Genomic DNA, 16,043 nt, shown 5'->3' on the forward strand with positions numbered 1-16,043 from the left:
CTTGAAAAATGTGAATTTTTAAAAGAAAGATTATATAATATTTAGACTTAAAACAAACTCGTTTTAAGTCTAACAAAAATTTATTTAGCTTCTTGGAGAGAAAAGATTAGCTCATTATAAGTTTTATCTGCATCTTTGCATAAATTTTTAAGCATCTCAACACCCTTATTTAAGCCTTGTTGCTGTTCTGCTCTTAAAAGATCGCTATAAAGACTTTCTATTGTAGAAATAGCGCTTTTATTTGGCATACGACGAACGGAATAATAGCCTATGATATTATTATTAACATCTATTGATGGGGTTACATTTGCAAAAACCCAATAGTAATTGTTATCTTTGGTTTTATTTTTTACGTAAGCAAAAATTTCTTTGCCTTCTTTCATATAATCCCATAAATATTTAAAAACAGTTTTTGGCATCTCTTCATGTCTTACTATGTTATGAGGTTTATTTAAAACTTCACCCATGGTATAACCTGCATACTTTAAAAAATCATCATTTGCATAAACTATTTTACCTTTTAAATCTGTTTTAGAAGTAATTAAACTATCTTCTTGTAAAAAAATTTCTCTTGACATTTTCCCACCCTCTTAATTTATATTTTTAATTTTGCTAAGATTTCAGCACTTCTTTGCTCTAGTGATTTAATATCATTTACAATCGCATCATAAGCTTTTTGATCGATATAATCTTGACTTGATTCTTCTATTGCTTTTTTAGCGTTATCTTTTATAAATTCTTTAGCTAAATTTAACTCAGTTTCAGAACTAAGCTCATTAATAACACCTTGAGCTCTCTCATCTTGACAAAGATTAGAAATTGGATCTACACTTTCAAGATTGAAATTTTGAGCCCCATTTAAATTTAAATATATATTTGATTTATAAAGAATATGATCGATTTTAACCACAGACAAAATCAATCTCTTTGCAAAGGATCCAAAATTAACACCAAGAGCACTACTATTTTCTTCTAGACGTTTAAAAGCTTGAGAAAATTTATTAATTCTTTCTTCAGATTCACTAACAATGTTAAAAACTTGCTCACTGCCACTTTGGATATTTACAAAATCTTGTTGCATAGTCTGAATTGCAATAGAAATTTCGCTTGTAGATCTTTGAGTTCTTTCTGCTAACTTTCTAACTTCATCAGCCACAACCGCAAAGCCCCTACCATGCTCTCCTGCACGCGCAGCTTCAATAGCAGCATTTAAAGCTAGAAGATTGGTTTGATCGGCTATATCACGTATTACTTCAACCACTGAAGTGATATTTTGTGAATTAGCCACAAAAGTTTGTACTGTCTCCTTGCTCGAATTTACAACATCCATTAAAGAACCCATAGCACTTTGAAGAGAATCCACCTCTGAACCATTTTCTGTAGCTGTATGAGAAATGGCATCCACTGTATCATATACATTTTTCATCATGCTAATATCTTGATTTAATGAGCTAGAAATTTGAGACATGTCTTTATTTTGATTTCCAAGGCTTAAATCCATTAAAGTTCTTGATAAAGCATTTTTAAAAGTAGATCTTGCTGTCACTTCTATGTTTGCTAAAGCTTTATTTATAAATTCGATATTATGAGCAAAAATTCCTTTTAAACCTTCAGGCAAAGCCTTACGATAAAATTCACCTTTTTGAGAACATGAAATAGAAGTATTAATTTCCCTTAAGTAAGCTTCTAGCCCATCAATAGTATTATTAAGATTATCTGCTATTTCGGCTAATTTTTTGCTTTTTGTTTTTACATAGATGATTCTATTGTCGAAATTACCCTCCTTTAACTCTCTACAAAGAACCAAAAGTTTATCTATCATTATTTGCTCATCTTTGTGTTGTCTAAGCAAATAAATCATTAAAACAGCGATTAAAACAAAAATTATCGCTCCAACAAAAATATGAATAAAAATGACACCTAAAACACCGATAACACTTAGAAAAATAGTTAACAATAATCCATTTTTTATCATAAATTTACCCTTTTTATTGAAAATTTTTTGAAGTCATAAATCAAAACAATGCTTTAACTTCTAGGTGAAAATTATACAATAAAAAAGATAAAATATATCTTATTTAATTATTTTCTTGTAAGTTAAAAATAAGTTCATTATAAGTCATTTTATAAGAACTTACAATATCCATTAAAGCTGAAACTCCAGCATTAATGCCCGATTTTTGCTCTTTTTCAAGTAAAATTTTATAAACTTCTTCAATTATAGAAAGAGATTTTCTATTAGGTGCACGACGAACAGAATAATAATTGATGATATTTCCATTAGTATCAAATGAAGCACTTACATTTGCAAAAACCCAGTAAAAATTACCATCTTTGGCTTTATTTTTCACAAATGCAAAAATTTCATCTCCTTTTTGAATATAATCCCAAAGACATTTAAATACAGTGCGTGGCATATCTTCATGTCTTACTATATTATGAGATTTATACAAAAGTTCATCAACTTTATAACCTGCGTATTTTAAAAAGTCATTATTGGCATAAATGATATTCCCCTTAAGATCTGTTTTAGAAGTAATTAAAGCATTTTCAGACAAAACTATTTCTTTCATAATTTAAAACATCCCAATAAAACAAATAAATCAAAAATAGAATTATTACCAATAACAAACAACAAAAAGCAAACTGAATTGCAAAATTATAAAATTTTCAAAAATATTTTAAATTTTATAATGCAAATAATGAGAAATTTTGTAACGTTTATATAAAAAATTATCATATCATATAAAAGAAAGTATTTCTAGATTTGTTTTTTTGTTAAAATTTACGATACACATTGTTAAAATTATATTTTACAAAGATCAAAAGGAGTGAATAAACTTGGAAACTTTAAGTCAAACTTTAGCTGAAAGAAAACCGCCTTTATATAAACGTATTATCAAAAGTCTTGGATTTTGGGTGATTATAGGCATTATTACAGGTATTGTACTTGGCTATACAGATAAAGAATTAGCCATTGCTAGCAAACCAGGAGTTGATTATTTTATAGGTGCTTTAAAGGTTCTTATAGGCCCTATTATTTTTGTTACTTTGGTTTTGGGCATCATTAGTCTTGAAAGTTTAAAAAAAGTAGGTAGCATTGGTGCTAAAGCGGTTATTTACTTTGAAGTTGTAAGTACTTTAGCACTTGCTATAGGTATTTTTATGGCAAATGTTATGCAACCAGGCCATGGAATGAATCTTGATCCAAGTCAACTTGATACAAAAAGCGTTCAAAAATACATTTCTCAAACCACAGAAGTAAGTGCGAGCTCTGAGATTATGCATATTTTAAAAGATGCTATGCCTACTGATATTATCACACCTTTTACAGAAGGAAAAACCATACAAGTTTTAGTTATTGCTATAATTACTGCTTTGATTATTTCTTTAATGAGAATAGAAGACAAACAGGCAATTCAAAGAGTTTTTGAAGTGGTACAAAATTTTGTTTTTAAAATTCTACAAATCATTATGTATTTTAGTCCTATTGCCGCCTTTTCAGCAATGGCTGTACTCATAGCTCAATACGGAATTGGCTCTTTGATCAACTTAGCATATTTACTTTTAGTAATGCTGATTTCATGTCTTGTTTTTATATTTGGAATCTTAGGTCTGATTTGTTATTTTGCAAAAGTAAATATCTTCAAATTTATGAGATTTATCTCAAGAGAAGTATTGATCGTTTTTGCAACCAGTTCAAGCGAGTCTGCACTTGCTCCTTTAATGAGAAAACTAGAAAAAGCAGGACTTTCTAAAGCAACAGTCGGACTTGTTTTACCAACGGGATATAGTTTTAATCTTGATTGTACAAATATTTATCTAGCTATGAGCTTAATCTTTCTAGCACAAGCTTTCAATGTAAATTTAAGTTTAGCACACGAAATCAGTATTTTAATAGTATTAATGATAGCCTCAAAAGGTGCAGTAGGTGTAACTGGATCAGGTTTTATAGTGCTTGGAAGTACGCTTGCAGCTCTAGGAAATATGGAAATTTCAGAAGCAAATGCAACCTTAGCACAAGTTCTACCAGTAGCTGCTATAGGTGTTCTTTTAGGTGTTGACAAATTTATGTCTGAAATGAGGGCGGTTGGAAATCTTTGTGGAAATTCAGTAGCAGCTTTAATCGTTGCTATCTGGGATAAACAAATTGATTGGGAAAAATTCCGCTACGCTATGGACAATCCAGAAAAATTTCATAATGCTGGAATGAACTAATGAGTTCTTTGGAGGAAATCATATCGATTAACCTCCTCTAAAGTATTATCTTTTTTTCTAAATTGCTTTAAAAAACTTTCATTGAAATTAAAACTAAATCCAACTTGAACAACAGTATCATCAACAGTCTCTCTTGCACTATAATCACGACGCAATAAATTTAAACTAAATACACTATAAGGAGAGTAAGATACTTGATAATTAGTTTTATCATTATCCTTACTTATATCAAAAGCAAAAGCGGTATAAGTTGGAATTACAAAACTCATTCCAAGCTGTAAATTTTTTTCTGCTTCATTGGGTATATAATAATTACTATAAGCCTTTATAAATTTACTATAACCAAACTCTGTACCAAAGCTTTTAGTATCTTTTTGTTCCTTTTGTTTATCAATAAAACCATTAACTCCAAATAAAAAATCATCTTTTTCATAACGATTGATTAAACCCCCTGAGTAATTATAATTATTTTGAGCCACAAAAAGTTCTTTTTGAAAAAGCAAAGAATTATTCTCCCCCTCATAAAGAGAACTTAAATTTTTAACCTGCACATTTTCATTTTGAAAATCTAAATTCCCATCTGTTTTATCTATACCATTATTATTTTCTAAAGTTTTTGAAAGTAAGCTATCAAAAGTGCTTTTAAAATCCACATTCTCTTCTTGAATTTTTGGAGCTTCTTTGGTATTTTTATAATCAAAGTGCTCCCAAGAATTTTGATTATTATTTTTTGCTAAAGCCTCTGTAAGTTCATCGGCATTGAGTAAAGAAAACAATGCTATTATATAAAAAATACCCCTCATTATTCTTATATTCCTTATTATTTCTTGTTTGAGTATTTATTATAAAAAAATAATATAAATAAAAATTCCACAAAGACTAAAAAATAAAATTAGCAAATTTAAAGTAAATAAGTGTATAATTAAAATAAAAAAGGGTTATTAATGCAAAAAGACAACCTCATAGCTTTTGTTATTTTTATTATCAGTACTATCGCATTTGTTATTTGGGGATTTGGTTATATTTCGCAACATCAACTGATTCTTTTTATTCTTGCTTCTATATTTGGTATTTTTATGGCATTTAATATAGGTGGAAATGATGTAGCCAATTCTTTTGGAACAAGCGTTGGCGCAAAAACAGTAACCATTAAACAAGCTTTAATTATAGCAGCTGTTTTTGAGCTAAGCGGGGCAATCTTCGCAGGCGCAGAAGTTACTAAAACCATACGCAGCGGTATTGTTATTTTTCCAAATTCTTTAGATCCTATGCTTTTTGTTATCATTATGCTTGCTGCACTTTTAAGCTCTGGGGTTTGGATTTTTATTGCAACCAAGAAAGGCTTACCTGTATCAACCACACACAGTATAGTTGGTGGGATTGTAGGTGCTAGCATTATGATGGGGCTTTTAAAATTTGATGGGATCCAAACACTCTCTATGGTTAAATGGAGTGAAATTTTAAGAATAGCTATTTCTTGGGTAGCTTCGCCTCTTTTAGGGGGTATTGTAGCTTATATTATTTATTCATATATTGATAAAAAAATTTTAAAACCATCAGAAAAACTAAATGATGATTTGAAAAATATCAAAAAAGAAAGAAAAAAATTCAAAGAAGAATATTTTTTAAATTTAAAAACAAAATCCCAAGAAGAACAAATCAAAGAACTTTCCGCTATAGCTTTGGATGAAGAAGAACAAGAAAATAATTTCTATAGAAATAAAATGAAGGAATTTAAGGATCAAGAAAAAGATATAGATATTTACTCTATTTTAAAAACTCATATGCCAATCATTGCTTGTATTGCTGCTGCTATCATTTCGGCAATGTTTTTATTTAAAGGTTTAAATAATGTTAGCACTTTGGATATTTTACAAAACTTTTGGATTATCGGAATTATAGGAACTATAAGTTATGTTGTAACATTTGCTATAGTCAAAATCGTTAAAAAAACAGAACTTAATAAAACTACTGATAGAATTTTCTCATGGTTTCAAATATTTACAGCCTCTAGTTTTGCATTTTCACACGGAGCCAATGATATAGCCAATGCTATAGGTCCTTTTGCAGCGATTTTAGATGTCTTAAAAAACGGTACAATTAACGCGACTTCTCCTGTACCTTTTGCAGCTTTAGCTATGTTTGGAGTTGCTCTAGTTGTAGGGCTTTGGTTTTTAGGTAAAGAAGTGATTACTACAGTGGGTTCAAAACTTGCAACCATACGCCCTACTACTGGATTTTCTGCAGAACTTGGTGCAAGCATAGTTATACTCTTAGCTACACAATTTGGAATTCCTGTTAGCTCCACCCATATACTCATAGGTGCTATATTGGGTATAGGAGTGTATAATAAAAACGCAAATTGGATTATGATGAAGCCTATAGGATTGGCTTGGATTATCACTTTACCAGCCGCTGGTATTATGGCAGCACTTGTATTTTTAGGATTTAAACTATCTTTAGGAATTTAAGTAAAGCTTATTTTTCTAAAATATTTTTTCCTTTAATTATATGCATTTTAATCTTTCCAAAAAGTTTATCCTCAGAATAAAGAGAACTTTTTGGAGCAAAAATTTCTTCATTCTCATCAAAAAGAACTAGATTAGCTTCTTTGCCAACTTCTATAACTCCACTATTTAAACCTAAAAATTCACTAGGATTTTTACTTGTAAATCGACAAAGCTCTTGCCAATTTAAAAATCCTTCTTTGATTAAAAAAGTATAACAAAGACTTATAAATTCGCATACGCTATGAATTCCAAAAGCCGCTTCATCAAAAGCTAAATCTTTTAAAGAAATTGATTTTGCACTATGCAGGGAAGTTAAAAAGCTAATCTTTCCTTCTTTTAAAGCCTCTCTTAAAGCCAAAACATCTTCTTTGCTTCTTAAAGGTGGCATAAGTTTCGCAGCCGTATTAAAATCTTCACAAGCACTATCATCTTTGATAAGATGATGAATGCTTACAAGTTTTAAATCCTTTTCATCTAATAATACTAAAGAATCTTTCAAACTTAAAAGATCAAAAATAACTTTATTTTTATAAAATTTAGCCAATTCTTTCATTTTAGCTATCTGGCTAGTTTCAGCGATTTTACTCATGCCTATAAGCCCTAGCTCAAAACTCATTTCACAATCATTCATCACTCCATTATCATCAAAATCCTTATCATAACAACGCACAAAAATTGGAGAGTCTTTCATAAAAGCATATTGTGAACTTACTTTTAAAGTATTTGCATCTAAAGAGCTGTCAAGTTCTAGAGCACAAGCACCTTTATTTAAAAGAGTGGCTAAATTTTTAAGCTTGCCGTTTGCATCCTTAACCCGCACACTTGAAAAAATTTGCATCTTTCTTTGAGCTAAATTTTGTAAAAATAAAGCAAAACTTTCTTCATCAAAATCCATGCAATCACGCAAAACTATACTAGAAATTCCTCCTTTTAGACACTCATTTTCTAAAAGCTCTAAATTAGCTAAAGAAAATTTATCGTTTTTTAAACTCACACACAAATCCACAAAAGATGGAAGTAAAGTCATACCTTTAGCATCTAAAATTTCTTCGCCTTGTAAATTAGAACCAATATTGGTAATTTTTCCTTCTTTAATCTCTATATCTTGTAAAGAATCTCCATAAATTTTTGCATTTTTAATTATCATGATTTTTCCTTAATCATTTTGCTTTAATAAACTCTGCGTTGCTTCTTGCACGCTTTTACCCTTAAAAATTGCCACTACTTCATTTACAATAGGTGTATAAATTCCTTTCATTTTTGCTAGTTTTTCTATAGCATAAGCAGTTTTTACACCTTCTGCTACTTCATTAAGTTCGACTAAAATACTATCTAATTTTTGATTTTGCGCCAGTTTTAAACCTACTCTATAATTTCTTGATAAAACACTCGTTGCAGTTAAAAACAAATCCCCTGCCCCACTTAACCCTAAAAAAGTTTCTTCTTTAGCACCAAAAAATTTACCAAAACGATGCATTTCTATAAGCCCTCTTGAAATCAGTGCCGCTCTTGCATTATTGCCAAGTTTTAACCCATCACTAATCCCACTTGCAATTGCTAAAACATTCTTATAAGCACCACAAATTTCAGCACCACGAACATCATTATCAATATAAGTTTTAATAAAATCAGGGAAAAAACTTGCAAATTTTTTACAAAGCTCTTGATTTATCCCGCTAATCATCAAAGCAGTAGGAAGTTTTTGCATTACTTCAGCAGCAAAAGAAGGACCGCTTAAAACACAAAAATTTTCTTTTGGTACAAAATCTAAAAAAATTTCATCTAAAAATTGACAACTTTGATCTTCTATACCTTTTGAAGCAATTAAAATTTTTTGCCCCTTGTTGATGAAATTTTCTTTAAGCCAAGCACGCATCCCTTGAGAACTTAAAGCAAAAACAAGATATTCACATTCTAAAGCTTCTTTTATGCTAACAAAATCTTCTAAATCACGCTGATGCAAAGAACTAATAAAACAATTGTGATTTTCTTTTAAGGCTAGATGTAAAGCACTGCCCCATTTTCCCGCACCAATAACCGCTATACGCATCAACCAAGCTTTGTTTTTAAAATTTCATTTACTTTTGCAGGATTAAAAGCTCCTTTGCCTTCTTTCATTGTTTGACCCACAAAAAATCCAAAAAGCTTGTCTTTACCACTTTTATACTCTGCAACCTTATCGGCATTTGCATTTAAAATTTGTTCAATCACCGCTTCTATGGCTGAATCATCACTTACTTGCTTAAGTCCTAGCTTTTCTATAGCTTCATCAATTTCCACGCTAGTATTTTCAAATACAAAAGCTAAGACATCTTTAGCCGCTTTTGCACTGATAGTGCCATCTTCTATGCGTTTAATTAAAACTCCAAGCTTTTGAGCATCTACAGGAGAATTTTCTATAGTCAATTCTCCTTTTAAAAGTCCCATAAGTTCAGTATTTAACCAATTTACGCAAAGTTTAGGATTTAAATTTTGAGAAATAAGACTTTCAAAAAAACGACTCATTTCTAAAGAACTGATTAAAACCTCTGCATCACTTTCTTTTATACCAAGCTTGTCTATAAAGCGTACTTTCTTCTCATCAGGAAGCTCAGGGATTTTAATATCCAAAAACTCATCTTTTAATAAAACAGGCAATAAATCAGGATCAGGAAAATAGCGATATTCTGCCGCTTCTTCTTTGCCACGCATACTTCTTGTAACTAAATTTGTCGTATCAAAAAGTCTAGTTTCTTGAACTACTTCTTGTTCGTAAGTTCCATCTTCCCAAGCCTCACTTTGTCTTTTTACCTCATATTCTATAGCTTTTTGGATAAAACGAAAAGAATTAAGATTTTTAATCTCTACTCTAGTATAAAGTTTTGTATCGCCCTTAGGTCTTATACTAACATTTGCATCGCATCTAAAACTTCCTTCTTGCATATTTGCATCTGAAATGTCTAAAAAGCGTATAATAGAATGAAGTTTTTTAAGATAAGCTACTGCCTCATCGCTACTTCTAAGCTCAGGCTCACTGACAATCTCAAGCAAAGGAGTTCCTGCACGATTTAAATCTACTTTAGAAAAATTACTTTCATGGATATTTTTACCTGCATCTTCTTCCAAGTGCGCTCTTGTAATACCTATGCGTTTATTTTCACCCTTTACATTGATAAAAAGCTCACCCTTTTCTACTATAGGGATATCAAATTGTGAAATTTGATAAGCCTTAGGTAAATCTGGATAAAAATAATTCTTACGATTAAAAACACTTTTTTTATTAATTGTTGCATTGACAGCTTTTCCAAAAGCTATAGCTTTTTTTACAGCCTCTTCATTTAAAACAGGCAAAGCTCCTGGTAAGGCCAAACAAGTGGGACAAACATTGGTATTTGGAGCTTCTCCAAAAGAAGTTGCACATGAGCAAAAGATTTTTGTTTTTGTATTTAACTGAGCATGAACTTCAAGACCTATAACTACTTCAAACATAAAATTTCCTTGAATTTTTAAATGTTTTATTTTATCTTTTTTTCTTTTAGAAAGGCTTTAAATATTAACTTTAAATGCTATAATTCTTAGACAATTTATATTTAAGGAGTTAAAATGCCATTATTAGACAGCTTTAAAGTTGACCATACTAAAATGCCAGCTCCTGCTGTGCGTTTAGCTAAAGTTATGAAAACACCTAAGGGTGATGATATTAGCGTATTTGATTTGCGTTTTTGCATACCAAATAAAGACATTATGAGCGAAAAAGGTACTCATACCTTAGAACATTTATTCGCAGGATTTATGAGAGATCATCTTAATTCAAATTCAGTTGAAATTATTGATATTTCACCTATGGGTTGTCGCACGGGTTTTTATATGAGTTTAATTGGAACACCTGATGAGAAAAGTATTGCAAAAGCTTGGGAAGCAGCCATGAAAGATGTTTTAAGCGTAAGCGATCAAAGCAAAATTCCTGAACTTAATATCTACCAATGCGGAACTTGCGCAATGCATTCTTTAGATGAAGCCAAACAAATTGCCCAAAAAGTTTTAAATCTAGGTATTAGCATAATAAATAACAAAGAATTAAAACTCGAGAATGCTTAAAAAGAATCTTTATTTTTTAAATGATTAAGCTTTAATTAATATATTTTTATATATGATTTTGAAATTTTATTATTTTAAAAGGAGAAAAAATGAAACTGATGTGCGAGATGTGTAGTATCTAGTGCGTCCTTTGGCTTAACATTATGTTTCCAAAGGTCCAAAAAGTGGATAAGGAGATATAATGTGTAAGAAAGTCAAAAAAGTTTATTTTTTCAAAATACTCATTTAAAATCTTAACTTACAAAAATTTCTCTAATAAAATTTTAATTCAAAATATCTTCTTATCCTTAATTTTAATTTAAGGAGCAAAAATGAACTTACCTATACTTGATTTACAAGCTTATGAAAAAGATAAAAGCACTTTTCTTAAAAATTTAAGAGAAATTGCTTCTAAAATAGGTTTTTTTTATCTTATCAATACCAGTATAGATAAAAATTTAAACGAGAAATTATTCAAACTTGGCAAAGAATTTTTTAATCTTTCTAGAAGTTCGAAAGAGCTTATTTCTATGGTACATTCTCCTCAATTTAGAGGTTATACTAGCGAAGGTTTTGAATACACAGCAGGATCTAAGGATTATAGAGAACAACTGGATATAGGCACAGAAAGAGATGCTTTAAACTGGAATTTAAACTCACCCTTATGGCAAAGACTAGAAGGTCCTAATCTTTGGCCTAGTGAAATTCCAGAACTTAAAAAAACTTTCTTAACTTGGCACAAACAAACCAAAAAAGCTTGTTTAAAGCTTTTAAAAGCCTTCGCTCAAGCTCTTGATCTACCTAACAATGCTTTTGATAAACTTTATGGAGAAAATTCTTACGAACATTGTAAAATCATACATTATCCAAAAAGCTCAAAAAATATCACTCAAGGCGTAGGTTCACATAAAGATGGTGGGCTTATCACTTTTGTTTTTCAAGAAAAACAAAGCGGATTTGAAGCTTTTATAGATGGTAAATGGCTTAGTATACCCCCACTTGAAAATAGCGTTGTAGTTAATATAGGAGAATTTTTAGAACTAGCTACCAATGGCTATTTAAAAGCTACTATTCACCGCGTGAATTTAAGCCCAAAAGAACGCTTTAGCATAGCTTATTTTCTTGGAGTGCAGCTTGATAAGGATATACCTATTTTTAAGTTAAATCCAGAGCTTGCTAAAGAAAGTAAAGGTGTGGATACTGATCCTAAAAATCCACTTTTAAGAAATGTTGCAAGTAATTATTTTAAAAGAATGATACGCTCTCATCCTGATGTGGCAAGTATTTATCATAGTGACTTGATAGAAAAATTTAGTTTTGCGTAAAGGAGAAAAAATGACTTTATTTACTAAAGCTTTTTGCGTCGCTACTCTTTTTACCGGTTTTGCATGGGCAAATGAAGAACTTAAAGTTGGCTCTTCTATAACACCTCATGCAGATATTTTAAGATTTATAAAATCAGCACTTCAAAAACAAGGTTATGATTTAAAAATTTATGAATTCAATGATGGAGTAATCCCTAATGTAATGGTTGAAAATGGTGAGTTAGATGCTAATTATTTTCAGCATGAGCCTTATTTAAAAGAATTCAATCAAAGACAAGGCACCCATCTTGTAAAAGTTGCCAGTATCCATATAGAACCTATGGCAGTGTATTCTAAAAAACACAAAGAATTTCACCCCAAGGAAGGACAAAGCATTTCTATACCCAATAATCCTACAAATGAAAGCCGTGCTTTACGCATTGTAGCAAGCAAAGGACTTATAGAAGTTAAGGATAATGAGCTCATCACTCCTTTAGATATCACTAAAAATCCTAAGAAGCTTAAATTTGTAGAGTTAAAAGACGCTCAACTTACAAGGAGTTTAGATGATGTAGATTATTCTCTTATTAATAGCAATTTTGCTATTTTAGCAGGTTTAAACCCTGTAAAAGATGGGCTTTATACAGAAAGTAAATATAGTGAATATGGCAATATCATCGCCGTTAAAGAAGGTAATGAAAACCTTCCTAAAATCAAAGCCCTAGTAAAGGCCTTGCAAAGCAATGAAGTTAAAAAATTTATAGAAGAAAAATATCAGGGTGCTTTAATCCCTACATTTTAAGGAGAACAAATATGAAAAATTCAATCATTTCTTACCCAAGAATAGGTGCAAATAGAGAATTAAAATTTGCTATTGAAAAATACTTTAAAAACCAAAGTTCTAAAGAGGAGCTTTTAAAGAGTGCTAAGGATTTAAGGATTAGACACTGGCAAGAAATTCAAAAAGCTGGCATTGATTTTATCCCTAGTAATGATTTTTCACTTTATGATAATGTCTTAGATGCAGCTGTGCTTTTTAACATTGTTCATACAAAGTATAAAAATTTAAATTTAGATGCTTTAGATGAATACTTTGCTCAAAGTCGAGGTTATCAAGGAGAAAATGGAGATGTTACAGCCTTAGCAATGAAAAAATGGTTCAATACAAATTATCATTATTTGGTGCCTGAGTGCGATAATGCTGATATTATAGCTTTAACAGGGGATAAAATTTTTAAAGAATATCTCGAAGCTAAAGAGCTTGGTATAGAAAGCAAGCCTGTTTTAATAGGCATTTTCACACTTTTTAAACTCATTGCCTTTAAAGATGAAAAAACTCAAAAACTCGCCAAAGAAAAGCTTTTAAACGCTTACATAGAGCTTTTTGATAAACTAAATGAACTTAAAGTAACATGGCTTGAACTTGATGAGCCTTATTTGGTTTATGATTTAAGCAAGGAAGATATCGCTTTGTTCGAAGAATTTTACCAAGAACTTTTAAATCACAAAAAAGATCTTAAAATTTTACTTCAAAGCTATTTTGGAGACTTAAGAGATATTTATCCTAAACTTTTAGAAAGCAAATTTGATGCTTTGGGGCTTGATTTTATCGAGGGAAAACAAAGCTTAGCCTTAGTCCAACAATACGGTTTTGCTAAAGATAAAATCCTTTTTGCAGGTCTTATTAACGGCAAAAATATCTATGCTAATGATTATGCTAAAAGCCTAAAGCTTATTAAAGAGCTTCAAAAATATACACAAAATATCATCTTAAACACTTCTTGCTCACTTTTACATGTGCCTTATAGCACTGAATTTGAAAGCAAATTAGATTCAAGCTATCTTAAACTTTTTGCCTTTGCTAAAGAAAAACTTCAAGAACTTAAAGATTTAAAAGAAATTCTAAATTCTAGCGAAGAAAATCCGCTCTTTAGAGCCAATCAAGAGCTTTTTAAAAATATCCCAGAGCGTTTAGATGAAAAAGTCAAAGCAAGGCTTAAGGCCTTAAAAAAAGAAGATTTTACCAGAACGCCTAGTTTTAAAGAACGCGCCTTAATCCAAAAAGAATTTTTAAAACTCCCTCTTTTACCAACCACAACCATAGGTTCCTTTCCTCAAAGTGCCGATGTAAGATCTAATCGCCTTGCCTTTAAGCAAGAAAAAATTTCAGCTCAAAACTACACTGAATTTAACCAACAAAAAATCAAAGAATGCATACAAATTCAAGAAGAAATAGGACTTGATGTTTTAGTGCATGGAGAATTTGAAAGAAATGATATGGTGGAGTATTTTGGAGAGAATCTAAAGGGCTTTTTATTTACTCAAAATGGTTGGGTGCAAAGCTATGGCACAAGGTGCGTTAAACCTCCTGTGATTTGGGGTGATGTATCACGCACAAAGCCTATCACCTTAGCTTGGTCTAAATTTGCACAAAGTTTAAGTCAAAAAATCGTAAAAGGTATGCTAACTGGACCTGTAACCATACTTAATTGGTCCTTTCCAAGAGAAGACATCAGTCTAAAAGAAAGCACTGAGCAAATTGCCTTAGCTATAAGAGATGAAGTGTTAGATCTTGAAAATGCAGGTATAAAAATCATACAAATTGATGAAGCGGCTTTGCGTGAAAAACTGCCTTTAAGAAAAAGTGATTGGCATAGTGAGTATTTAGATTGGGCTATTCCTGCTTTTAATCTTGTGCATAGCGGGGTAAAAGCTAAAACTCAAATTCACACTCATATGTGTTATAGTGAATTTAGTGATATCTTAAAAGAAATTGACGCTATGGATGCTGATGTGATTTCTTTTGAAGCTTCAAGATCAAACTTAAGTCTTTTAGATACCCTAAAAGCTATTCGTTTTAAAACTGAGGTGGGACCAGGAGTTTATGATATACATAGCCCTAGAGTTCCAAGCGTAGAAGAATTAAGTTTAACTATAGAAAAAATTTTAAACAAATTACCTAAGGAGCAAATTTGGATCAATCCAGACTGCGGACTTAAAACAAGAGCCTATGAAGAAGTTATAGCCTCTCTTAAAAATTTAGTTACGGCCACGCAAAAAATACGAGAACAATTATAAGGAGTTTTCATGTGTAGTTTTTCTTTTGAAGTTTTTCCACCAAGAAAGGATGAAAATATCAAAAATCTTCATGCTATCTTAGATGATTTAGGGCAATTAAGCCCTAATTTTATCAGCGTAACCTTTGGAGCTGGAGGCTCTATTAACTCACAAAATACTTTAGAAGTTGCAAGCTTAATCCAGGAAGAATATCAAATTCCTAGCATAGTACATTTACCTTGCATCCATTCTAGTAAAGAAAAAATCACTCAGATACTTCAAAAATGCAAAGAAAAAAATCTTAATCAAATTCTTGCCCTAAGAGGCGATATATGTGAAAATTTAAAAAAAAGCAAAGATTTTTCTTATGCTAGTGATTTAATTTCTTTTATAAAAAAACAAGAATACTTTGAAATTTATGCCGCATGCTATCCCGAAAAACATAATGAATCTAAAAATTTCATCGAGGATATACACCATCTTAAAACTAAGGTAAATGCAGGAACAGATAAGCTCATTACTCAACTTTTTTACGATAATGAAGATTTTTATACTTTTAAACAAAATTGTGCTTTAGCAGATATTGACATACCTATTTACGCAGGTATTATGCCTATTACTAACAAAAGACAGGTTTTAAAAATTTCTCAACTTTGCGGAGCTAAAATCCCTCCTAAATTTGTTAAAATTTTAGAAAAATATGAAAATAATACTTTGGCTTTAGAAGATGCAGGTATCGCGTATGCTTGCGATCAAATTGTCGATTTAATCACAAGTGGTGTAGATGGAATTCATCTTTATACTATGAATAAATCCAAAGCGGCTATTAAAATTTATGAAGCTGTAAAGCATTTGCTTAAAGAAGAGCTTCATGCTTAGAAAATAAACTATTTTTTGC

14 protein-coding genes are annotated in these 16,043 nt (G+C 30.7%); 7 read left to right on the forward strand and 7 right to left on the reverse strand.

Going from position 1 to position 16,043, the window contains the following annotated elements; genetic code table 11:
* Nucleotides 1–80: 80 nt before the first annotated feature.
* From cetB to cetC, 3 genes are all read right to left on the reverse strand, one after another.
* A complete protein-coding gene (gene cetB / locus FBF02_RS05815; protein ID WP_002858430.1) occupies nucleotides 81–578 on the reverse strand; it encodes a bipartate energy taxis response protein CetB in 498 nt (165 codons plus the stop codon).
* A gap of 17 nt (nucleotides 579–595) precedes the next feature.
* Entirely contained in the window at nucleotides 596–1,975 is a 1,380-nt protein-coding gene (gene cetA, locus FBF02_RS05820; RefSeq protein WP_002921346.1) for a bipartate energy taxis response protein CetA, read from the reverse strand.
* A 103-nt stretch (nucleotides 1,976–2,078) separates the two neighbouring features.
* Complete coding sequence (cetC, locus tag FBF02_RS05825; protein ID WP_002855880.1) at nucleotides 2,079–2,573, reverse strand: energy taxis response protein CetC; 495 nt, start codon at nucleotides 2,571–2,573, stop codon at nucleotides 2,079–2,081.
* A gap of 268 nt (nucleotides 2,574–2,841) precedes the next feature.
* On the opposite strand from cetC, the gene FBF02_RS05830 reads away from it, so the two are divergent.
* A complete protein-coding gene (locus tag FBF02_RS05830) occupies nucleotides 2,842–4,218 on the forward strand; it encodes a cation:dicarboxylase symporter family transporter (RefSeq protein ID WP_002852850.1) in 1,377 nt (458 codons plus the stop codon).
* On the opposite strand, the gene FBF02_RS05835 is transcribed toward FBF02_RS05830, so the two are convergent.
* On the reverse strand, nucleotides 4,215–5,021 hold the full coding sequence (locus FBF02_RS05835; protein WP_002858023.1) for an inverse autotransporter beta-barrel domain-containing protein: 807 nt from the start codon (nucleotides 5,019–5,021) through the stop codon (nucleotides 4,215–4,217). The two genes, FBF02_RS05830 and FBF02_RS05835, sit on opposite strands and share 4 nt — an antisense overlap.
* Before the next feature lie 141 nt (nucleotides 5,022–5,162).
* Here FBF02_RS05835 and FBF02_RS05840 point away from each other — a divergent pair, with 141 nt between their 5' ends.
* Nucleotides 5,163–6,689, forward strand: a complete 1,527-nt coding sequence (locus FBF02_RS05840; RefSeq protein WP_002852729.1) for an inorganic phosphate transporter — start codon at nucleotides 5,163–5,165, stop codon at nucleotides 6,687–6,689.
* 7 nt (nucleotides 6,690–6,696) lie between these two features.
* Here the strand turns inward: FBF02_RS05840 and FBF02_RS05845 are convergent, their stop codons facing one another.
* From FBF02_RS05845 to gatB, 3 genes are read right to left on the reverse strand one after another with little or no spacing between them, the layout of a single operon-like run.
* Complete coding sequence (locus FBF02_RS05845) at nucleotides 6,697–7,875, reverse strand: metal-dependent hydrolase (RefSeq protein WP_002858139.1); 1,179 nt, start codon at nucleotides 7,873–7,875, stop codon at nucleotides 6,697–6,699.
* Nucleotides 7,876–7,884: 9 nt separating this feature from the next.
* On the reverse strand, nucleotides 7,885–8,781 hold the full coding sequence (locus tag FBF02_RS05850; protein WP_075888380.1) for an NAD(P)H-dependent glycerol-3-phosphate dehydrogenase: 897 nt from the start codon (nucleotides 8,779–8,781) through the stop codon (nucleotides 7,885–7,887).
* A complete protein-coding gene (gene gatB, locus FBF02_RS05855) occupies nucleotides 8,778–10,196 on the reverse strand; it encodes an Asp-tRNA(Asn)/Glu-tRNA(Gln) amidotransferase subunit GatB (protein ID WP_002858123.1) in 1,419 nt (472 codons plus the stop codon). Before gatB ends, FBF02_RS05850 begins: the two co-directional genes overlap by 4 nt.
* 114 nt (nucleotides 10,197–10,310) lie before the next feature.
* Here gatB and luxS point away from each other — a divergent pair, with 114 nt between their 5' ends.
* The 5 genes from luxS (at nucleotide 10,311) to metF (ending at nucleotide 16,024) form a co-directional block, all read left to right on the forward strand.
* Nucleotides 10,311–10,805: an S-ribosylhomocysteine lyase gene (gene luxS / locus FBF02_RS05860; protein WP_002857890.1), complete on the forward strand. Its 495-nt coding sequence runs from the start codon at nucleotides 10,311–10,313 to the stop codon at nucleotides 10,803–10,805.
* Nucleotides 10,806–11,116: 311 nt separating this feature from the next.
* Nucleotides 11,117–12,109, forward strand: coding sequence for an isopenicillin N synthase family oxygenase (locus FBF02_RS05865; RefSeq protein ID WP_002858100.1), 993 nt, complete (start codon nucleotides 11,117–11,119; stop codon nucleotides 12,107–12,109).
* A 10-nt stretch (nucleotides 12,110–12,119) separates the two neighbouring features.
* Complete coding sequence (locus FBF02_RS05870; RefSeq protein ID WP_002857994.1) at nucleotides 12,120–12,890, forward strand: MetQ/NlpA family ABC transporter substrate-binding protein; 771 nt, start codon at nucleotides 12,120–12,122, stop codon at nucleotides 12,888–12,890.
* An 11-nt stretch (nucleotides 12,891–12,901) separates the two neighbouring features.
* Complete coding sequence (gene metE, locus FBF02_RS05875; protein WP_002858088.1) at nucleotides 12,902–15,166, forward strand: 5-methyltetrahydropteroyltriglutamate--homocysteine S-methyltransferase; 2,265 nt, start codon at nucleotides 12,902–12,904, stop codon at nucleotides 15,164–15,166.
* A 9-nt stretch (nucleotides 15,167–15,175) separates the two neighbouring features.
* A complete protein-coding gene (metF, locus tag FBF02_RS05880; protein WP_002858469.1) occupies nucleotides 15,176–16,024 on the forward strand; it encodes a methylenetetrahydrofolate reductase [NAD(P)H] in 849 nt (282 codons plus the stop codon).
* Nucleotides 16,025–16,043: the final 19 nt, after the last annotated feature.

Origin of the sequence: Campylobacter sp. CFSAN093226 (assembly GCF_012897595.1) — a bacterium.
Classification (GTDB): domain Bacteria; phylum Campylobacterota; class Campylobacteria; order Campylobacterales; family Campylobacteraceae; genus Campylobacter_D; species Campylobacter_D jejuni.